Here is a 20,099-nt window from a genome sequence, read left to right as displayed (position 1 = left end):
GCCAATCGGCACCTCCGCCGCACGCGCTCCGACGATCCGGAGCCGTGACGCCGCGGGCCGCTCTGGTGGCCTAGTCATGGGCGACCCCCAGATAGGCGTCGATGACGGCCTGGTTGTTGCGCACCTCGTCCGGGGTGCCATCGCCAATCTTCTTGCCGTAATCCATCACCACGACACGGTCGCTCAGGTCCATGACCACGCCCATGTCATGCTCGATCAGGGCGATGGTGGTCCCCATCTCGTCGTTCACGTCGAGGATATAGCGGCTCATGTCCTCCTTCTCCTCGACATTCATGCCGGCCATGGGTTCGTCGAGCAGCAGAAGATCCGGTTCGGCCGCCAGCGCACGGGCCAGTTCCACGCGCTTCTTCAGGCCATAGGGCAGGCGGCCCACGGGCGTCTTGCGGATGTGCTGGATTTCGAGAAAGTCGATGATCTGCTCGACCTTCTCGCGGTTCGCGGTTTCCTCGCGCTCGGCGCGGCCCTTCCAGATCGCCTGGGCGAGCATCCCGGCAGTCATGTCGTTCAGCCGCCCGGTCATCACGTTGTCGAGCACCGTCATCCCCTCGAACAGGGCGATGTTCTGGAACGTCCGTGCAATGCCGTCACGCGCCACCTGGTAGGGCTTCATCTGCGGACGCTTCCGCCCCCGGAACCAGACCTCACCCTCCTGCGGGACGTAAAAGCCGGAAATGACGTTGAGCATCGAGGATTTGCCCGCCCCGTTCGGCCCGATGATGGCGCGGATCTCACCCTCGCGGATGTCGAAGGAGATGTCCTTGATCGCCTCCACCCCACCGAACCGCAGGGTGATGCCGCGCAGATCCAGGATCTGCCCCCCTATGGTGCGGCCGTCCTCGGTCACGTAGCTGTCGGCGGTGTCTTTCATGCCGATGCCCTCAACTCAAGATATCTCAAGAATGGGCGTTCGAAAGCTTCATCGACAACCCAAGGGTGGCCGTCATGCGTCTTATCCTCCAAGCTAAGAATGTGTTCTTCAATATCCGGCCCAAATAGGAAGCGAGACTTGCGTGCCGGTCCGCGGAGATCGTACCATTCCGCGCCAAGTGTCTTTGGACCGTCAGCCGCATTTCCAGTAGAAAGCCACCACGTTTCTAGCTCCGAATAGAACTCATACCGTTGCTGAAAAAGGTCATCTTTTCGCTTAGCCCTGGCCAAGCGGAACGATTGAATGGCAAGAATAAGCGCAAACATTGCAACGATGGGGCTTAGGAGGGCGGCACTTAGCTCGATCAGGCGATCAAGTTGGGACCCGGAGAGTTCAGAAGAGCCAATCATTCCGCCGCCTCCCGCTGCTCGGCGTCCCTGACCGGAAAGACCTTGGCGTCCTGGATCTTGAGCGTCGCCTTGATGGATCCCTTGCGGCCGTCCTCGTAGGTGACCTCGGTCTCGGTGTAGATCTCGTCCTTGCCGGCGTAGAGCGCCTTGACCAGGTCCTCGAACTTCTCGCCGATGACCTTGCGCCGGACCTTCTGGGTGCGGGTCAGCTCGCCGTCGTCGGCGTCGAGCTGCTTGTGCAGCACGCAGAACCGATGGACCTGGCAGCCCGACAGCATGTCGTCCTGCGCCACGCTCTCGTTCACCTCGGCCACGTGCTCGCGCAGCATCTCCAGCACGCGGGGATGCTGGCTGAGCTCCTGGTAGGAGGAATAGGACAGGTTGTTGCGCTCGGCCCAGTTTCCGACGGCGTTCAGGTCGATGTTGAGGAACGCCATGCAGCGCTCGCGGCCGGCGCCGAACACCACCGCCTCCAGGATGTTGGGGAAGAACTTGAGCTTGTTCTCGACGTATTTGGGCGCGAACATCCCGCCGCCCGCCAGCTTGCCCACGTCCTTGGCGCGGTCGATGATCCGAAGGTGGCCGGTCGAGTCCTCGATGAAGCCGGCGTCGCCTGTGGCGACCCAGCCATCGGCATCCTTGGTGTCGGCGGTCGACTCGGGGTTGCGGAAATACTCCACGAACACGCCCGGAGAGCGATAATAGACCTCTCCCGCCTCGGAAATCCGGATCTCCACCCCCGGCGACGGGACGCCCACGGTGTCCGACCGGACCTGGTTGTCGGGCTGCTGGGTGATGAACACCGTCGCCTCCGTCTGGCCGTAGAGCTGTTTGAGATTGATCCCGAGCCCGCGGTAGAAATCGAAGATCTCCGGGCCGATGGCCTCACCTGCGGTGTAGCCCACGCGGATCCGCGAAAAGCCCATGGTGTTCTTCAAGGGTCCGTAAACCAGCAGTTCTCCCAGTCGGTATTTCAGCCGGTCCGTCATGGCGACCGGCTCACCGTCCAGGATCCTGGGGCCGACCTTCTGGGCGTGGTCCATGAAGTGGTGAAAGATCCCCCGCTTCAGCCGGCCGGCATCCTCCATGCGGATCATCACCGTGGTCAGCTGAGTCTCGAACACGCGGGGCGGGGCGAAATAATAGGTCGGCCCGATCTCGCGCAGGTCGGCCTGCAACGTGTCGGGGCTTTCGGGACAGTTCACGCAGAACCCGGACCAGTAGGCCTGCCCGATGCTGAAGATGTAGTCGCCGACCCAGGCCATCGGCAGGTAGGCCAGGATCTCCTCCCGCTCGGTCAGGCGGTCGAAGTCGCAGGACGCCTTGGCTGTCTCTATGACGTTACGGTTCGACAGCACCACGCCTTTGGGACGCCCCGTGGTGCCGGAGGTATAGAGCATGATGCAGGTGTCGTCGTATGCCGCGGCTCCGCGCCGACGCTCCAGCTCGGGCCCCAACCGGTCCTTGGCATCACGCCCCGCCTGCTGAAGGTCGCGGTAGGCAACCAGCCGCGCATGATCGTATTTCCGAAGGCCCCGGGCATCGAGATAGACGGTCCGGCGCAGCCCCTCCGTGCCCGCCGACGCCTCCGTGAGCTTGTCCACCTGCTCCTGATCTCCGGCGATGGCGAACACCGCCTGCGAATGGTCCAGCTGATAGCCGATCTCTTCCACCGCGGCGTCCTGGTAGATCGGCACAGGGATGCCGCCGGCGGCCTGGACGGCGACCATGGACCAGTAGAGCGCCGGGCGGTTCCGCCCGGAGATGACCACATGCTCGCCCTGCGCCAGGCCCAGGTCCAGCAGCCCCAGCGCCAGCGCTTCGATCTCATCCGCGGTCTCGGCCCAGGTCCAGCTTTGCCAGATTCCGAATTCCTTCTCGCGATAGGCCGTCCGGGCGCCGAAATGCGCCACGTTCCGCGCCAGCAGCGCAGGAATTGAGACCGCTGTCTCGCTCACGTCCGATCCTCCCCAGACCGTTTGCCGGCCGATCCGCCCTGCGGCGGTTTGTCGGTCCACACTGACCGATTTTCACGACCGGTCAAGACGCGGAGCGTTTGCGCCCGCGCGCCCAAGGCACTACGGCAAAGCGGATCGGAAACGGGGAGAACCGCATGGGCGAGATCGTCCTGGTGCGTCACGGGCAGGCCAACAGCACCGCGACCAACGAAGAGGACTACGACCGGCTGAGCCAGCTGGGCCGGCGTCAGGCGGAATGGCTGGGCGACTGGGTCCGGTCGTCCGAGGCCCCGTTCGACGCCGTGCTCTGCGGCACCCTGCGCCGCCACCGGGAAACGGCCGAGGCGATGGGCGTCGCGGCCACGCCGGATCCGCGTCTGAACGAGATGGACTATTTCAATCTCGGCGCCGCGCTAGAGGACCGCCACAACGTGCCGATGCCCGGCCAGGACGGATTTCCGGACCATCTGCCCAAGGTCATGCGCGCCTGGTACGCCGCAGAGATCCAGGGGGACGAAAGCTTCGCCGCCTTCGAGACCCGCGTGACGGCCGTGCTGGAGGATGCCGCCGAAGAGGGACACCGCGTGCTCTGCGTAACCTCCGGCGGGGTCATCGGCATGGCCCTGCGCCACGTGCTGGGGCTGGACATGGAGCGGCTGAGCCAGGTGCTTCTGCCGATCCTGAACACATCCGTCCACCGGTTCCGCATCCGTCGCGGGGCGATGATCCTGTCCGGGTTCAACGCGGTGCCGCATCTCGACGGGACGGACCGGCGCGACGCGCGCACCCACTACTGAGGCCGGACCATGACCCATCTGTGGATCCGCGCCGAGAGCCGCCCGAACGAGGCCAGGGCCGGATTGACCCCCGACGGCGTGCGGGATCTATGCGCCGCGGGCTTCCGGGTGACGGTCGAGCGGAGCCGCCAGCGCGCCCTGCCCCATGCACCCTACCTTGAGGCCGGGGCAGAGGACGCGGCAGAGGGCGCCTGGCGCGACGCGCCGACCCCGGCCATCGTGTTCGGGCTGAAGGAACTGCCGGACGACGGCACGCCCCTGCGCCACCGGCACATCATGTTCGGCCATGCCTACAAAGGGCAGCAGGACGGCGCGCGGCTGTTGCGGCGCTTCGGCGCCGGCGGCGGCGCGCTCTACGACCTCGAATATCTGACGGGCACGGACGGGCGGCGGGTTGCGGCGTTCGGCTACTGGGCCGGCTTCGCCGGGGCCGCCGTGTCGGTCCTGGCCTGGGGGGCGCAGAAGGCGGGCGGGATCTGCCCGCCGGTCGGCGTCAGCGCCTCGGCGGACGCGCTGCTGGCCATGGTGCGGCACGCTCTGGACCGCGATGCCGTGACGCGGCCCGATGCGCTTGTGATCGGCGCCCTGGGACGCGTCGGGCACGGCGCGCGCGATCTCTGCGACCGGCTGGACGTTTCCGTGACCGGATGGGACGTGGCGGAGACGGCTCATGGCGGGCCGTTTCCCGGGATCCTGGAGCACGGGCTGTTCCTCAACTGCATCCTGGCCGGTCCGGGGACGCCGGTCTTCGTGGACGACGATGCCGCCGCCCGACCCCGCGCGCTGGGGGTGATCGGGGACATCGCCTGCGACCCGGGCTCCGATTTCAACCCGGTCCGGGTCTATGACCGGACCACCGGCTGGGACGCGCCGGTGCGGCGGGTCCGCGACGCGCCGCCTCTCGACGTCATGGCCATCGACAACCTGCCGGCCCTGCTGCCGGTCGAATCCTCCCGCGACTTCGCCGGACAACTGCTGCCGCATCTGTTGACCCTGGACCGGATGGACGAGGGGATCTGGGGCCGCGCCCGCGAAACCTTTGAGGCGCACCTGCCCCGCGATTGACCGAAGGCGGCGGGCTGTCGTAGGTCGATGCCGGAGCAAAACGGGGCGGGCGATGACCATCCACTGGTGCGGAACGGGCCTGTCGGCGATCCCCGGCCTTCGGCGGCTGATCGGGGCGGGTCACGATGTGCAGGTTTGGAACCGCTCTCCGGGCAAGGCGGAGGCGGCGGTGGGCGATCTGACCGACCGGATCCGCGTCTTCGACGCGGACGCGCTGGCCGCAATCCTGGCGCCCGGCGACGTGGTGGTGTCCATGCTGCCCGCGGATTGGCACGTTCCGCTGGCGCGCGCGGCCATCGCGGCGGGCGCGAACTTCGTGTCATCGAGCTACACCGCCCCGGAGATGCGCGCGCTGGCCGGGCCGGCCCGCGCCGAAGGGGTGGCCCTGGTGAACGAGATCGGCCTCGATCCCGGCATAGACCATCTGATGGCCCACGGCCTGCTGGCAGAGTATCGCGGCAGCGACGCGTTCGATCCGGCCAACCAGCTGCATTTCCTGAGCTATTGCGGCGGCATCCCCCGCATTTCCAACCCGTTCCGATACAAGTTCTCATGGTCGCCGCTGGGGGTTCTGAAGGCCCTGCGCACGCCTTCGCGCTCGCTCTCCGACGGCCGGATCCTGGAGGCGGCACGGCCCTGGGAGGCTCTTTCGACCTTTGAGGCCCCCCTCCCCCGTCGCGAGCGGTTCGAGGTCTATCCCAATCGCGACAGCCTGCCGTTCGTGGCGCAATACGGGATCGACCCGTCCTGGGACCTGCGCGACTTCGTGCGCGGCACACTGCGCCTGGACGGCTGGGCCAAGGCCTGGACGCATGTGTTCGGCAAGATCGAGGCCCTCGACGGCCCGGAGGGCGACGCCGGCCTCAGCGACATGTCGGACCGCCTCTGGGCCGAGAACGCCTATGGGCCCGATGAGGCCGACCGCGTGGTGCTGGTGGTCGATCTGCGCGCGGCTCGGGACGGAGCGGATGTCTGGCACCGGACCTTCGTGCTCGACGCCAGTGGGGACGCGCGGGGCAGTGCCATGGCGCGGCTGGTTTCCGTCCCGGTGGCGCTGGCGGTAGAGGCCGTGATCGGCGGCGACATTGCGCCGGGCCTCCATGCCGCCACGAACGATCCCCCGCTGGTCGCGCGGTTCCTGTCGGAGATCGCAGCGCTGGCGCAATACTTGCAGGTCGTGGACCGGCTGGCCTGATCCGTCAGGACACGATCCGGAAATAGAGCGCGTCGGGCAAGAGGTTCATCCCCCGCAACGCGGTCGCAAGGCCGGTTGGGAAGTTCCGCGCGAACCCGTCTCCGGAAATATGCTCGAACACCTCTCGCGCGGCGGCTTCCGGCTCCATGATCTGCGGCATCTTGAAGTCGTTCTTCTCGGTCAGGCGGGTGCGGACGAAACCCGGATTGACCAGCTGAACCTTGACGCCCGTGTTCTTGAGGTCGGCGTGCATCCCCTCGGCCAAGACCATGACCCCGGCCTTCGACGCCGCATAGCCGATGGACTTCGGCAGGCCCCGGAACCCGGAAAGGGATCCGGTCAGCACGATATGCCCCGCGTCGCGGGCGACCATCTTCGGCACGACATGGCCCAGCACGCGGCAGACCCCGGTGAAGTTGATGTCGGCCATGGCCGTGACCTCTTCGGGGGACCATTCGGTGGCGGGCTGGGGCCAGTAGACCCCGGCCAGATAGATGAGCCCGTCGATATCGCCCACCGCCTCGGCGGCGCGGGCAACGCTGTCGGCATCGGAGACATCGCAGGGCACCACCTCGGCCGGTCCGGTGAGCTCGTTCGCCAGTTCCGTCAGCCGGTCCTCGCTCCGGGCCGAAAGCAGCACCCGCGCGCCCGCCCGGCTCACCTTGGTCGCCACCGCGCGGCCCAGCCCCTCGGACGCTCCGACGATCCAGTACCGCTTGCCTTGCCAGTCTCTCATTGCGCCGCCTCATTGTTCCGGATCGTGGCCATCAGCTCGGCCACCAGCATGCCGCTCTTGCGAAATTGACTGCGGTTCAGAATGGTTCCCGCCTCGGTCAGATACATCCAGTCCGTCACCTGGAGCTTGTGGCCGCCCGCGTCCTCCGGCAGCACGATGGTATAGATCGACTGCGCGGTGGGGCCGACCACCTGGCCGCGTCCGGTGCCGATCACGTCGTCGGCCTCAAGCTCGAACAGGCCGGTTTCGCCGACCGAGAGCTGCCAGCACCGGGTCTGGGTGGCGCCCCCGTCGAATGTGAACCGCATCTCCACCACACCGGTATCGCCGGTCCAATTGCCGGTCATCGTCGCAAGAAACCGGGAAGCCATGCGGCCCGTCGGACCGAAAACGACCCCTTCGCACAGGTTCTGACCGTCGAGCGCCCGGCGCAGGTCCAGATCCGGCCCCAGCCCCTGGTATTCGGACGGGCGCTGGCCCCGGAACGACAGGAACCGCGACCGGATCGCGGCCAGACCGACAAGGATGCCGAGAATGACGGTCAGGTAGACGAATACTTCCATTCATCCTGTCCTTTCGGGTTCGGTCCCGGTCCGGCCCGTCGCGGGTGAACGACCGGTCCCCTGCCAGCGTCCGACGCCGCACGAGGTTCCTTGCAACGATGTCGCGCGGATCGAATCCGCGGGGGGGGCGTGGATCAAAACCGGCTGGTCTCTTGGGTGGGCGGTTCGGGTCGCGGGCGATACCGCGCGCCCTTCCACCAGAGACGGAACGCCTGCCAGTGGATCAGACCCAGCACCCGGCGCGCGCCGAACGGCCGTCGGATACAGGCGCGCAGAATTGAACCAGCGCTCAGTGGCTTGCGCGATCCGTCCAAAGTGGCGACCAATCCTCCGTCCCCTTCCGTGAAATCGATGCGGATCGAAACCCGGTCCGGCCGTATGCTATATGAAAAGACATAGTGCCCGGCGACGCGCTGGAAAGGCGAGACGTGGAGGCATTTGGCAGCCTTCAGCCGATCGGACTCCCTGATCGGCGCGAAATCGTCATGGTGGCAGAGATAGGAATGGCGGTCTCCGAACGTGTTCGTGACCTCTGCGATGACCATGCGGAGCCTGCCCGCGGCGTCGTGAACCAGCCAGAAGGCGACGGGGTTGAAGACATGCCCCAACACCCTCGGCTGTGCCAAAAGGTCGATACGATGGGCGATGTGGCCCGCGCCGTGCTCTGCCAGCACGTCCCGGACCCAGGCCGCCCCCCGTCCGGCACCGGGCGGTCCGCCGTGGTCCGAATCGTGAAGGGAAACCAGGTTCGCCCCGTTGCGCGAAAAGAGCGCAGGCGCCGCCACCTGCGCCTCCGCATCGACCAGCACATAGTCGATCCCGTAGGTAAAGCGGTTGCGGATCGCGTCCTTGCGTCCGTGAAAGGTGCGCCCGGCGATATGTTCGACGCGGGCCACAGGGGTCATTCCGCGGCGACCGGTGCGGCCCCGCGTTGGGCCAACCGCTGCGCCACATCGACGGCGCTGGCGAATCCGTCCTCATGGAAGCCGTCGCGCATCCACGCGCCGCAAAACCACGTCGCATGGGCGCCGTTCATCGCGGCGATCCGGGCACGGCCAAGCTGCGCCGCGGCGTCATAGACCGGATGGGCGAAATCGACCTGATCCTGAATCAGCGCCGGATCGATCGCCTGCGTCGGGTTCAGGGTCACGAAAAGCGGGTCGTCCTTCGGGATCGGCTGGAGAGAATTCATCCAGTAGGTCAGGGCGATGCGTTCCGGCGGCGGTCCGGCCGGAACACAATAGTTCCACGACGACCACGTTGGCCTGCGGCGCGGCATCACCGAGGCGTCGGCGTGGAGCACGGCGCGGTTCGGCTGATACCGGATCGCGCCGAGGGCCGCGCGCTCCTCTGGTCGGGCATCGGCCAACAGCGCCAGCGCCTGATCCGAATGGGTCGCAAGGATCACGTCGTCGAAGGCCTCCGGCTCGTCGGTCTCGGTCGTCACCACGGCGCCCGCCGCATCGCGCCGGATTCCGCGGACCGGGGTACCGGTGCGCACCGCGACCCCGGCGCGCTCCAGCGCAAGGGACAACCTGCGCACGTATTCGACGGATCCGCCCTCTACCGTCAGCCACTGGTGCTGGCCGCTGTGGTGCAGCAGCGCGTGGTTGTCGAAGAATCGCACCAGCGCCTGCGCCGGAAAATCCAGGATACCCTGTGCCGGGGTGGACCAGATCGCCCCGGAAAGCGGCAGCAAGTACCGGTCGCGGAACCACGCTCCGGTCCCGATCCGGTCGAGAAAATCGCGCAGGCTCAGATCCGGATCCTGCGCGGCCCCCAGCGCGCGGGCATTGAACCGCAGGATGTCGCGGATCATCCGCAGAAAGCGGGGGTCGAGGGCGTTTCGAGGCTGCGCGAACATGGCGCGGGCGTCCTTGAGGCCGTATTCGAACCGCCCCCCGTCAAGCGAGGCGCCGAAGCTCATGTCGCTGTTGACGACCGGCACGCGCAATTCGTGGAACATCGCGCACATATGCGGATAGTTGACGCGGTTGAAGACGATGAAGCCGGTGTCCACCGGCTGATCGCCGCGCTTTCCGGCGATTACCGTGCGGGCATGGCCACCCAGCCGCGGCGCGGCCTCGAACAGGGTCACGCGGTGGTCGGACTTCAGCAGCCAGGCCGCCGCAAGTCCGGATATGCCGCCGCCGATGATGGCGATGCGGCGGGGCGGGTGGGGGGTCTCGAACGGCATGTGGACTCGGCGTCTCCGCAGGGTGTCTGTTGTCGCGTACAGGCACGCAGATCCGCGCAGCCGGGTTTCATTCTGTGACAGCACATAGCAGACCCGGTCCGGAAGGGGACACTCCGCGCGTCACTAGGTCTCACTCCCCCGCGGACAGAAGCGCGGGCGTATCGCCGCCGCTGTCGTCGAAGTCGAAATCATGGAGCCGGCCAGAGCGCCGTCCCGCCTTCTCGGCAGAGGTTCTGATCTGCTCCACGTCGCGGCGCGCCAGCTCGAAATGCCGGTCGAGGTTGCCGACACGGTCGCCCAGCCGCTGAAGATCGCCATGCAGCAGGCCCAGTTCGCGCCGGATCGCGCCGGCCTGATCGCGCATCCGCGCGTCCTTGAGCACGGCGCGCATGGTGTTGAGCGTGGCCATGCAGGTGGTCGGCGAGACGATCCAGACCCGCGCGGCGAAGCCTTCGCGCACGACATGGGACAGCCGCGCGTGGAGTTCGGCATAGACCGCCTCTGACGGCAGGAACATCAGCGCGCCGTCCGCCGTCTCGCCATCCAGGATGTATTTCTGCGCGATGTCGCGGATGTGCTTCCGGACGGCCTGCCCCAGGCCCGACAGGGCGCGCTTCGCCTCCTCCGGCGTTTGGGCCGCGACGTAGGTCTCATAGGCCTCCAAGGGGAACTTGGCGTCCACGACGATGGGGCCCGGAGGGTCCGGCAGGTGGATCAGGCAATCGGCCCGCGCCCCGGTCGAGAGCGTCGCCTGCCAGGTATAGCTGTCCGCCGGCAGCGCCTTCGACACGATGTCGTGCAGCTGGATCTCGCCGAAGGCGCCGCGGCGCTGCTTGTTGGCCAGGATGTCCTGCAACGACAGCACGTCGCCGGACAGTTTCTGGATATTGTCCTGGGCGCGGTCGATGGTCGCCAGCCGCTCCTGCAGCTGGGTCAGGGACGTGGCCGTGCGCTGGGTCTGGCCGTTCAGCACCTCCTGCATCCGCTCCTGCATCTCGGAGATCGAGCGTTGCTGCCGCACGCCGCTGTCCGCCAGCCGCTCGCCCATCTGGCGCTGGACCTCCGCCAGGCGCGATTCTACCGTTTGCAGGACGCGCAGCTGCGTCTGGGCGGCCGTCTCGCTCACTGTCTGGAGAGAGCCCGCCAGACGGGTCTGGCCCTCTCCCAGCCGGTCCATGTCGCCGCCCATGCGCCGGATCTCACGCGCCAGAGCCTCCGTCACGCGGGCAGAGCGGCCAGCCCGGATGACCGACAGCAACAGCAAGACAAGTGCAACCGCGCCAAGGATCAGTCCCAGCGCGGCCGGATCTTCCAGAAGAGGTGCGAGAACCGTGTTCATGTGCGTCCAAAAAGCCGTTCTATGTCCGCCAGCTTCAGTTCCACATAGGTGGGGCGGCCATGGTTGCATTGGCCTGAATGGGGCGTGGCCTCCATCTGCCGCAGGAGCGCGTTCATCTCCTCGGCGCGCATCCGCCGTCCCGACCGGACAGAGCCATGACAGGCCATCCGGCTCAGCACCGCGTCGATACGGGCGCGAACCGATAGCGAGTCTCCGGCATCGTCGAGTTCATCGAGGATGTCGCGCAGCATCGCCTCGGCATTTACCTCACCCAGTATCGCGGGGGTCTCGCGCACGGCGACGGCGCCGCTGCCGAAGGGTTCCAGCGTCAGGCCCATGGTGTGGAGATCCTTGGCAATTTCCATCAGGCGGGCGGCGTCGCCTTCGCCAAGGGTGACGATCTCTGGGATCAGAAGGGCCTGCGCGGCGACGCCGCTTTCGGCCATCTGCCGCTTGAGGGTCTCATAGACCAGCCGTTCGTGGGCGGCGTGCTGGTCGACGATGACCATGCCCCGCGCGGTCTGCGCGATGATGTAGTTCTCATGGACCTGGCCCCGCGCGGCACCCAGGGGGAACTGCTCCGCCGGGCTATCCGCCGCGCACTCCTCCTCGACCCGCGCCGTGACCTGGGGCGCGTCCCAGTCGAACGGCGCGGGGGACTCGGCGAAGCCGGTCGCGGGGCGCGGCTGCGCGCGATCCATCTGATAGACGCGCGGCGCCTCCGGCCCGGGCCGGAACGCGCCCAGCGTCGCCGCAGCGACGGTGGTGGACGCCCGGTGCCCGGCCCCGGCCAGCGCGTGCTTCAGGCCGGAAACGATCAGCCCGCGCACGACGCCGGGTTCGCGGAACCGCACTTCTGTCTTGGCGGGGTGGACGTTCTGATCGACCCGCGCGGGGTCGAGTTCCACGAAGAGCGCGGCGACGGGATGACGATCGCGGCTGAGGAAATCCTGATAGGCGCCGCGCAAAGCGCCGTACAACAGCTTGTCCCGGACCGGGCGGCCGTTGACGAAAAGGTACTGATGGCTCGCCCCGCCGCGCGAAAACGTCGGCAACGCGGCAAAACCCGAGAGCGACACGCCCTCGCGCTCGGCGTCGATCCGCAGCGCGTTCTCCGCGAACGCGGCGCCCAGGACGCAAGCCAGCCGGGCGTGGAGCGCATCGAAGAGATCGCCCTGGCCGGCCTCGGCCCGGAACAGATCGCGCCCCTCTCCGCCGCCAGAGACATCGCGCAGGTCGAAGCCGATGAGGGGTTCGGCCATGGCCAGCCGCCGGACCACATCGCCGATGGCCTGCGCCTCGGCCCGGTCGGTGCGCAGGAACTTCAGCCGCGCGGGCGTGGCGTAGAAGAGGTCGCGCAGCTCGACCACGGTGCCGGCCCGGATCGCGGCGGGCCTGACCGGGGCCACCCGCCCGCCGGCGACGGACAGGCACGCGCCGTCGCCGCCCGCGGCGCGGGAGGTCAGCGTCAGGCGGCCCACGGCGCCCAGGGACGGCAGCGCCTCGCCGCGGAACCCGAACGAGCGGATGTTGAGCAGGTCGTCGCCGTCGATCTTGGACGTGGCGTGGCGGGACAGCGCCAGGGGCAGGTCCTCCGCCGACATGCCGCAGCCGTCGTCGGTGACGCGGATCAGCGTCTTGCCGCCATCCGCGTAATCGATGGCGATGCGGGTCGCACCGGCGTCGATGGCGTTCTCCACCAGTTCCTTTACCGCCGACGCGGGACGCTCGACCACCTCTCCGGCGGCGATCCGGTTGATGGCCGAATCGTCCAGCTGACGTATGGCGGGCCGTGAGATATTGCGGTCATGGGCGGTCATGCCCCTAGGGGTAGCACGATCCCCCGCGATTCTGAAACGTCGAAAACAGTGGTGGCGCTAGTTCGTGCCCTCTGGCCGGCCGACGATCACGAAGGACAGGTCCTCCGGGCGGTAGATCCGCCGGGCCACCCGGCGGATGTCGTCCAGCGTCACGGCCTCCACCTCATCGTTGCGCGTCGCCACATAGTCCGTCGGCAGCCCGTCCATCTGCATCCCCACCAGGATCTGCGCGATATTGGCGTTGCCGTCGAAGCGCAGGGGATAGGCCCCGGTGAGGTAGGTCTTGACCTCGGCCAGTTCCTCTTCCGTGACCCCCTCGGCCACCCGGCCCCATTCCTCTCGCACCACATCCACAAGGGCGCCCGCGGTCGCGTTGGCAGAGGCCGCCTGACCGCCGATCATCGCCGCGTAGTCCATGGGCGCCAGATAGGTGCCGATCCCGTAGGTCAGGCCGCGCTTGACGCGCACCTCCTCCATCAGACGGGAGTTGAAGCCGGATCCGCCGAAGATCTCGTTCAGGATATAGGCGGTCATGAAATCCGGGTCGTCGCGCGCGATCCCCTCATGGCCGAAAAGGATCACCGACTGCGGCGTGTCGTAGTCCACGACGCTCACGCCGGGCGCCAGGTTCCAGCCCGCGTCGCCCGGCGGGGTCGCATCCGACGTTTCCGGCAGCGCGCCCAGCAGGTCGTCCAAGAGCTTGCCCAGCGCCTCCGGCGTGATGTCGCCCACGGCGGAGACATAGAGATTGTCCCGCACCAGCGTGTCGCGATGGGCCTGGACGATATCCTCTCGGGTGAGTGCGGTCACGCTCTCGACCGTGCCTTCGACCGGCTGGCCATAGGGATGGTCCGGAAACGCCCGGGCGTCCCAGATCCGACGCGCGATGGCGCCGGGGTCCGTCGAGTCGCGCGCGATCACCGACAGCACCTGGTCGCGGACCCGGTCGACAGCGTCCTGCGCAAAGGCCGGCTCGACCAGCGACCGGCGCAGCAGGTCCACCGCCGCATCGCGGTTTTCCGTCAGGAAGCGCGCCGATACGCTCACCGCATCGTCATAGGCGTCGTAGTCGAACGACGCGGCCAGGGCGTCGCGGGCGGCGGCGAACCCCTGGGCGTCCAGATCGCCGGTGCCTTCCTCCAGCAGCCCGGCCATCAGGTTCACCGCGCCGCGCTTGCCCGTCCGGTCGAGCGCGGCGCCCGGCCCAAAGCGGATTTCCAGCGCGGTGAACGGTATCGAGCTCTCTTCGACCAGCCAGGCGTCGATGCCGCCCGGAGAGGTCACTTGCTGGATCTCGACGGCGGCGCGAACCGGCAGCGCGGCCAGGGCGAGCAGCATGGCAAGGGTGAGGCGGATCATTGCACGGTCTCCCTGGTCTCGGGGTTCGGCGCGGGGGCCGCGTCGCGCGCGGTGGCCGAGGCGGGCGCCGGGGCCACGGCGTCGTCCGGCGCGGTGTCCGGCGCGGTCAGGTAGCCGGTCACCGAACGATCGCGGTCCAGCACCTCCCGCGCGGCGGCGAGGATGTCGTCGGCGGTCACCGCGTCCAGCACATCGGGCCATGCCTCGATATCGTCGAGCGTCAGACCGGAAGTCAGTGCCCGCCCATAGCGGTTCGCCAGCGATTGCGGGCTGTCGGATTCGTAGATCTCGCTGGCGCGGATCTGGGTCTTGATCCGGTCGAGCTGCCCGGCGTCCACGCCATCCTCCAGGAACGCCGCCAGGGCCCGGTCAAGGGCCGCTTCGGCATCTTCCAGCGACACGCCCGGTGCGGGCACCACCACAAGGCCGAAGGTCGTGTCGTCATAGGACGTGCCGTTGTAGAAGGCAGAGGAATAAAGCGCCTCGCCGGTTCCGAATTGCAGCCGGGTCGCCAGTTCCGACGTCTGACCCGATCCCAGGATCTCGGCCAGAAGGGTCAGCGCGGCTGCCGTCTCCTGCGCGCCGGGATCGCGCTCGGGCGCCAGGTAGGTGCGGATGACATAGGGTTGCGCGACGCGGGGATCCTCGAACACGATGCGCCGTTCGGCAAGCTGCGGCGGCTCCTGCGGGCGCATGCGCCGGGGCAGGTCCTCGGTCGGTTCAACGGGGCCGTAGTACCTCTCCGCCAGGGTTCGGACCTCGTCCGGCGTCACGTCGCCCGCCACGACCAGGATCGCGTTGTTCGGCGCGTAGTAGCGGCGGTAGAAGGACAGCGCGTCCTCAAGGTCAAGCGCCTCCACCTCCTGCATCCAGCCGATCACCGGGCGGCCGTAGGGATGGTTGAGGTACTGGGCGGCGTCGCGCTGCTCGGCGAAAAGCGCGCCGGGGTCGTTCTCGATCCGCTGGTTGCGCTCTTCCTGAACGACGCGGAGTTCGGTGGCGATGTCGCGGTCGTCGAGTTGAAGGTCGCGCATCCGGTCGGCCTCCATCTCCATCATCAGACCCAGCCGGTCGGCCGCCACGCGCTGGAAATAGGCGGTGTAATCGGGCCCGGTAAAGGCGTTGTCGCTGCCGCCCTGGGCCGCGACAACGCGAGAGAACTCGCCCGGCTCCAGATCGTCCGTGCCCTTGAACATCAGGTGCTCCAGGTAATGCGCGACGCCGGAGACGCCCGGTTCTTCATCCGCCGCGCCCACCCGGTACCATACCATCTGGACGACCACCGGCGCGCGGTGGTCCTCCAGGACGACGACCTCCATCCCGTTGTCGAGCGTGAAGGTGTCGACCTCCGCCGCGCGGGCGGGAAGCGCCGCGCTCAGCACAACGGCGGCAGCGGGGATCAGGCGATGCATGGGAAAAGACCTCTGCGGGACAAATCACGCGTCAACCTAGCCGCGCGGCGGACGGGCGCAATCGGGGTCCACGGCGACGTGAAGTCGCGTGCGCGTCAGTCGGCGCCGGGGGGCGGGGCGGCGGGCGTGCGAATGCCCCGCCGGCGCAGACGTTCGAGTTCGGCGTACTGGTCCAGAGACAGCCTTTCGTAGGCACCGAAATAGACGTTGGTGCCGAAGAGCCTCTCCAGCGGGCGCCGGTCGTTGCGCTGGCGAAACGCCAGATCTTCCTGGGCCAGGGTCGTGCGGATGCCGCGATCCACCCCGAAACGCGACGCGCGGGCGATCAGCTGCGGTCCCTGCACGCCGGCGGTGGCGCCGCCGGGACGCCCGCCCAGCGCGGCAACCGCGTCCGACAGGGGAGTCTGGTCGCCGCGGTTGGCCCCTCCGGGCGTCGGCGCCGGCAGTTCTGCAAGGTTGGTCGGCTGCGCCAGCGGCTTGTTGGGCAGGATACCGAATTCATCCGGGCCTGGACCGTCCTTGCTGAGACGGACGAGATCGGGCGTTCCGCCGCAACCGGCCAGTCCGGCCAGGGCGACAACCGCCACGATGCGCAAAATCGGTCTCATCCCGAGCCTCCTGGGTCCACGATGCCGAGGTTTAGCCGATCCGCCCGCCCCCGTCACGCCGTCTTGTTGCGACCGGTAAAGACGATGAGGCCGAGCGCCCCGGCGAAGATCGAGATATCGGCCACGTTGAAGCTGTAGGGATTCTCCAATCCGCAGCACGACATGTTCAGGAAATCGGCCACCGCCCCGTAGATCAGCCGGTCCACCACATTGCCCAGCGCGCCGCCGATCAGCAGGCCGGCGGAGACCATCGCCCAGCGGTTCGGACGCTCGCGCCGCATCCAGAGCAGCACCCAGCCGGAGATCGCCAAGGCCACGCCGATCAGGATCCATTTGGTCAAGGCGCCGTCACCGGCCATGAGGCCGAAGTTGACGCCGCGGTTCCAGACCATGCGGAACACCACGTACGGCGCGAACACATCGATGGTCCCGCGCGAGATCAGGCCCGCGACCTGGACCACCAGCAGCTTGGTGATCTGATCGAGCGCGAAGGTCGCGGCGGCGATGATCCAGAGGCGGCGCATCAGTGCCGAAAGTGCCGCTGACCGGTGAACACCATGGCAAGCCCCGCCGCGTCGGCGGCGGCGATCACCTCCCCGTCGCGCATGGAGCCGCCGGGCTGGATCACCGCACGCGCACCCGCCTCCGCAGCCGCAAGCAGGCCGTCGGGAAAGGGAAAGAACGCATCCGACGCGACGACGGAGCCGACCGCGGGGCTGTCCGGCAGGCCCAACGTCTCTGCCATGTCGCAGGCCTTGCGGGCGGCGATGCGGGTGCTGTCAACCCGGCTCATCTGCCCTGCCCCCACGCCCACCGTCGCGCCGTCCCTGGCGTAGACGATGGCGTTGGATTTCACATGCTTGGCGACGGTCCACGCAAACAGCAGATCGTCGATCTGTTGGTCCGTCGGCTTGCGCTGCGTGACAACGTCCAGCGTATCGCGGGCCACGTGACCGGCGTCGCGATCCTGCACCAGATACCCGCCGGAGACCTGTTTCCAGACCTGCCCCGCGGCCCGCGCATCGGCCAGCCCGCCGGTGGTCAGCAGGCGCAGGTTCTTCCTGGCGGCGAACACCTCCCGCGCCGCATCCGTTGCGCCGGGCGCGACCACGACTTCGGTGAAGATGCCGACGATCGCGCGCGCCGTCTCCGCGTCGAGGGGCCGGTTCAGCGCCACGATCCCGCCGAAGGCGGACGTCCGGTCGCAGTCGAATGCGCGGGCGTAGGCCTCGGCCAGCGTTTCGCCCCGGGCGACGCCGCAGGGGTTGGCGTGCTTGACGATGACGCAGGTCGGCGGGGCGTCGGCGAATTCGCTCACCAGTTCGAACGCGGCGTCGGTGTCGCTGATATTGTTGTAGCTCAGCGCCTTGCCCTGGTGCTGAACCGCTGTCGCCACGCCCGCCCGGTCAGAGCCGTCGGTGTAGAACGCGGCCCGCTGGTGCGGATTCTCGCCGTAGCGCATGGCCTGGCGCAGGGTCCCCGCCACGGCCCTGCGGCGGGGGACCATTTCACCCATCGCGTCGGCCATCCAGTTGGACACCGCCGCGTCATAGGCCGCCGTGCGCGCAAAGGCCTGCTGCGCCAGGGTCCGGCGAAAGGCCAGCCGCGTCCCGCCGCCATGGGCGTCGAGCTCTTCGAGCAACGCGCCGTAATCCCCTACATCCACCACTGTCGCCACGAAGCGGTGGTTCTTGGCCGCCGCGCGGATCATCGCCGGGCCGCCGATGTCGATGTTCTCGACCGCCTCCGCCGCATCCGCGCCGCGCGCGACGGTCGCCTCGAACGGGTAGAGGTTCACCACCAGCAGATCGATGGCGCCGATCCCGTGCGCCGCCATGGCCTCGATGTGGTCGGGGTCGTCGCGCAGCGCCAGCAGGCCGCCGTGGACCGCCGGATGCAGGGTCTTGACCCGCCCGTCCATCATTTCCGGAAAACCCGTCGCATCGGCCACGTCGCGCACCGTCAGGCCGACGTCGCGCAAGGCCTTGGCCGAACCGCCGGTGGACAGGATCTCGATCCCGCGGGCGGCCAGGGCACGACCCAGATCGGCAAGCCCGGTCTTGTCTGAGACCGAGATCAGCGCGCGCTTGACGGCAACCAGGTCGGGCATCGGACAGGTTCCTCCCGGCTCAGACCAGCACGGGCCGGTCCTCGTGAACGGTATCGCGCACCGCATCGGGGGTTTGCCGGGCTTTTGCAAGGGTCCAGCTGACCCGCGTCGCGTATTTTGCCGCCGTCGCGCTCAGGACGATCTGCCCGGTCGGCCGCGGCTCCGCCAGACCGGCGTCGAGGTAGATCGATGGCTGCAGGGACATCGACGCGCCATCCTGGACGCGGAAGACCCACAGCTCGCCCGATTTCAGCATGAGTTCGACCGAGGATCCATCATCGGCCGTCCGTGCCACCACATCGGGGTGCAGGTGAAACCGCACGCGGAACGGGATCGGCCCCCTGGCAGCCACCAGGGCACGGTCGAAGATGCGCTCGTCTTCGCCTTCGACCGTGGCGAGCACGTCCTCTCCCCGCACGCCGCGCCCGTCGCGCGAGAGGTGGATCTGCCGCACGTGGGTCAGCCCGTGGGTCGCCACGTAGCCGTCATGGCCCGCGACCAGGCCAGAGGACCGGCCGTCGCGCCGCCGCTCGATCCGCACGTCGCGGGGCGTGTCGCACAATGGGCCGTGGCCGTCCGCCCGGTCCAGGCGCGCGGACGAAAACCCGTCGATGGCCAGGGTGGACTGCGACGGCGTGGCGCGGGACGCCCGCCGCCAGCGGTCGCCGAAGCCGTCGCCCGCGCCGCAGTTCACCACCAGAGGGCGCCGCCCGGAGGTAAGCTCGAACGCCAGGGTGGCGGCGTGGCCATGGCGCGAGGCATCCCCTTCGGGCGGCGACGCGGCGTCCAGCAGCAGCGTCGTGCGCCCATGGGAAAGGCGCGCATAGCCCATGGCGGTCGCAAGCCGCGGCTCGACCGGCGTTCCCGACGCGGCAAGGGCCTGGTCCAGCACGCCGGGCACGCCCGGTCCACCGCCATGGAACCGCGCAAGACCGCCATCGGCATGGCGCAGGCTGCGCAGAACCGGAGCCATGGCGGCAAGGGCGTCGGCAAGGTCTTTCGGCAGGGACATATCCGCCGAGGAGAGATCGGCGCGCAGACGGGCCAGCCGGACGAACAGCGCGGCGAGCGCTTCGGGATTGCGGGAGGCGACGGTGCCATCGGCGGCGACCACGGCGGACACCTCCCGGCCAAGGGCGGTGAGGGCGGCCCCGCGCGTTCTGCCGATCGCCGGCAGGACATGCGTGGCGAGAAGCAGCGCGCAGAGCGCCTCGATCCGGGGCGATCCCGGCGGCGCGGCCGTCCACCGGCGCGACAGCAGCCGCGCCTGGGCCGCCAGCGACCGGCGCAGGGCCGCATCGCGGGGGGCGTCCCCGCCCATCAGAAGCTCCGCGTGGTCGATCCAGCGGGCGATCCGCCGTCCCAGCACGTCCGCCCGCCAGCCCGGCCCGGCCCCGGCCCCGAAACGGGTGAGCCAGTCGTCGGTCCAGCCCTGCGCGCAGGCCAGGGCGGCAGCATCGCCCGCCGCCGCCAGATCGTCGAGCCAGGCGAACCCGTGGATCTCTTCCAGCGCACGGGGGGCGGCTATGGGCAGGTCCCAGATGGCGGTGTCCGGCGCGTCGGCCGCGTGGCCGGCGAAGAGGAACGCGCCGGCGGTCATCCGCTGCCCGCGGCCAACATGGCCCATGCCGCGCGGGCCGG

The 20,099-nt window shown here is 68.5% G+C and carries 18 protein-coding genes; 3 read left to right on the top strand and 15 right to left on the bottom strand.

From position 1 onward, the window contains the following. Nucleotides 1-70: 70 nt before the first annotated feature. The 3 genes from KW83_RS10170 to KW83_RS10165 are packed head-to-tail and all read right to left on the bottom strand — an operon-like array spanning nt 71 to nt 3,257. Nucleotides 71-889 (bottom strand): ABC transporter ATP-binding protein, encoded by an 819-nt coding sequence (locus tag KW83_RS10170; RefSeq protein ID WP_036178094.1) that lies wholly within the window; start codon nt 887-889, stop codon nt 71-73. Continuing rightward, the gene (locus KW83_RS20585) at nt 886-1,299 is read right to left on the bottom strand and encodes a hypothetical protein (protein WP_152563558.1); all 414 of its coding nucleotides are present in this window, start codon (nt 1,297-1,299) and stop codon (nt 886-888) included. The genes KW83_RS10170 and KW83_RS20585 overlap by 4 nt, the downstream gene beginning before the upstream one ends. Further along, nucleotides 1,296-3,257, bottom strand: coding sequence for an AMP-binding protein (locus tag KW83_RS10165; RefSeq protein ID WP_036178092.1), 1,962 nt, complete (start codon nt 3,255-3,257; stop codon nt 1,296-1,298). Before KW83_RS10165 ends, KW83_RS20585 begins: the two co-directional genes overlap by 4 nt. A gap of 155 nt (nt 3,258-3,412) precedes the next feature. Between KW83_RS10165 and KW83_RS10160 the strand changes: the two genes are divergently transcribed. Genes KW83_RS10160 through KW83_RS10150 form a run of 3 tightly spaced genes read left to right on the top strand, consistent with a single transcriptional unit; the run spans nt 3,413 to nt 6,314 of the window. Then, the gene (locus KW83_RS10160; RefSeq protein ID WP_036178090.1) at nt 3,413-4,054 is read left to right on the top strand and encodes a histidine phosphatase family protein; all 642 of its coding nucleotides are present in this window, start codon (nt 3,413-3,415) and stop codon (nt 4,052-4,054) included. 9 nt (nt 4,055-4,063) lie between these two features. Beyond that, nucleotides 4,064-5,119, top strand: a complete 1,056-nt coding sequence (locus KW83_RS10155; RefSeq protein WP_036178088.1) for a saccharopine dehydrogenase — start codon at nt 4,064-4,066, stop codon at nt 5,117-5,119. Nucleotides 5,120-5,171: 52 nt separating this feature from the next. Beyond that, nucleotides 5,172-6,314 (top strand): saccharopine dehydrogenase C-terminal domain-containing protein, encoded by a 1,143-nt coding sequence (locus KW83_RS10150; RefSeq protein WP_036178086.1) that lies wholly within the window; start codon nt 5,172-5,174, stop codon nt 6,312-6,314. 4 nt (nt 6,315-6,318) lie between these two features. Here KW83_RS10150 and KW83_RS10145 read toward each other — a convergent pair whose 3' ends face one another. From KW83_RS10145 to KW83_RS10090, 12 genes are all read right to left on the bottom strand, one after another. After that, entirely contained in the window at nt 6,319-7,050 is a 732-nt protein-coding gene (locus tag KW83_RS10145; protein WP_036178084.1) for an SDR family NAD(P)-dependent oxidoreductase, read from the bottom strand. Further along, entirely contained in the window at nt 7,047-7,613 is a 567-nt protein-coding gene (locus tag KW83_RS10140; RefSeq protein WP_036178082.1) for a DUF3833 family protein, read from the bottom strand. The genes KW83_RS10145 and KW83_RS10140 overlap by 4 nt, the downstream gene beginning before the upstream one ends. Before the next feature lie 134 nt (nt 7,614-7,747). Continuing rightward, nucleotides 7,748-8,518 carry a DUF1365 domain-containing protein gene (locus tag KW83_RS10135; RefSeq protein ID WP_036178080.1) on the bottom strand — a complete coding sequence of 257 codons (771 nt, stop codon included), beginning with the start codon at nt 8,516-8,518 and terminating at the stop codon, nt 7,748-7,750. Next, nucleotides 8,515-9,810: an NAD(P)/FAD-dependent oxidoreductase gene (locus KW83_RS10130; RefSeq protein ID WP_036178078.1), complete on the bottom strand. Its 1,296-nt coding sequence runs from the start codon at nt 9,808-9,810 to the stop codon at nt 8,515-8,517. The genes KW83_RS10135 and KW83_RS10130 overlap by 4 nt, the downstream gene beginning before the upstream one ends. 130 nt (nt 9,811-9,940) lie before the next feature. After that, on the bottom strand, nt 9,941-11,149 hold the full coding sequence (locus KW83_RS10125) for a DNA recombination protein RmuC (RefSeq protein WP_036178076.1): 1,209 nt from the start codon (nt 11,147-11,149) through the stop codon (nt 9,941-9,943). Beyond that, nucleotides 11,146-12,969: a DNA mismatch repair endonuclease MutL gene (gene mutL / locus KW83_RS10120; RefSeq protein WP_036178075.1), complete on the bottom strand. Its 1,824-nt coding sequence runs from the start codon at nt 12,967-12,969 to the stop codon at nt 11,146-11,148. Before mutL ends, KW83_RS10125 begins: the two co-directional genes overlap by 4 nt. Before the next feature lie 57 nt (nt 12,970-13,026). Further along, nucleotides 13,027-14,325, bottom strand: coding sequence for a M16 family metallopeptidase (locus tag KW83_RS10115; RefSeq protein ID WP_036178233.1), 1,299 nt, complete (start codon nt 14,323-14,325; stop codon nt 13,027-13,029). Further along, entirely contained in the window at nt 14,325-15,740 is a 1,416-nt protein-coding gene (locus KW83_RS10110) for a M16 family metallopeptidase (protein WP_051928423.1), read from the bottom strand. Before KW83_RS10110 ends, KW83_RS10115 begins: the two co-directional genes overlap by 1 nt. 95 nt (nt 15,741-15,835) lie before the next feature. After that, nucleotides 15,836-16,348 carry a DUF3035 domain-containing protein gene (locus KW83_RS10105; RefSeq protein ID WP_036178073.1) on the bottom strand — a complete coding sequence of 171 codons (513 nt, stop codon included), beginning with the start codon at nt 16,346-16,348 and terminating at the stop codon, nt 15,836-15,838. A 53-nt stretch (nt 16,349-16,401) separates the two neighbouring features. After that, nucleotides 16,402-16,872 (bottom strand): signal peptidase II, encoded by a 471-nt coding sequence (gene lspA / locus KW83_RS10100; protein ID WP_036178071.1) that lies wholly within the window; start codon nt 16,870-16,872, stop codon nt 16,402-16,404. Continuing rightward, the gene (gene purH / locus KW83_RS10095; RefSeq protein WP_036178069.1) at nt 16,872-18,458 is read right to left on the bottom strand and encodes a bifunctional phosphoribosylaminoimidazolecarboxamide formyltransferase/IMP cyclohydrolase; all 1,587 of its coding nucleotides are present in this window, start codon (nt 18,456-18,458) and stop codon (nt 16,872-16,874) included. The genes lspA and purH overlap by 1 nt, the downstream gene beginning before the upstream one ends. A gap of 19 nt (nt 18,459-18,477) precedes the next feature. Then, nucleotides 18,478-20,085 carry a heparinase II/III family protein gene (locus tag KW83_RS10090; protein WP_235191403.1) on the bottom strand — a complete coding sequence of 536 codons (1,608 nt, stop codon included), beginning with the start codon at nt 20,083-20,085 and terminating at the stop codon, nt 18,478-18,480. Nucleotides 20,086-20,099: the final 14 nt, after the last annotated feature.

Origin of the sequence: Palleronia rufa (assembly GCF_000743715.1) — a bacterium.
In the GTDB taxonomy this organism is placed as follows: Bacteria; Pseudomonadota; Alphaproteobacteria; order Rhodobacterales; family Rhodobacteraceae; genus Palleronia; species Palleronia rufa.
The sequence above is the reverse complement of the archived record's forward strand: the minus strand, read 5'-3'. Positions and strand labels throughout refer to the sequence as shown.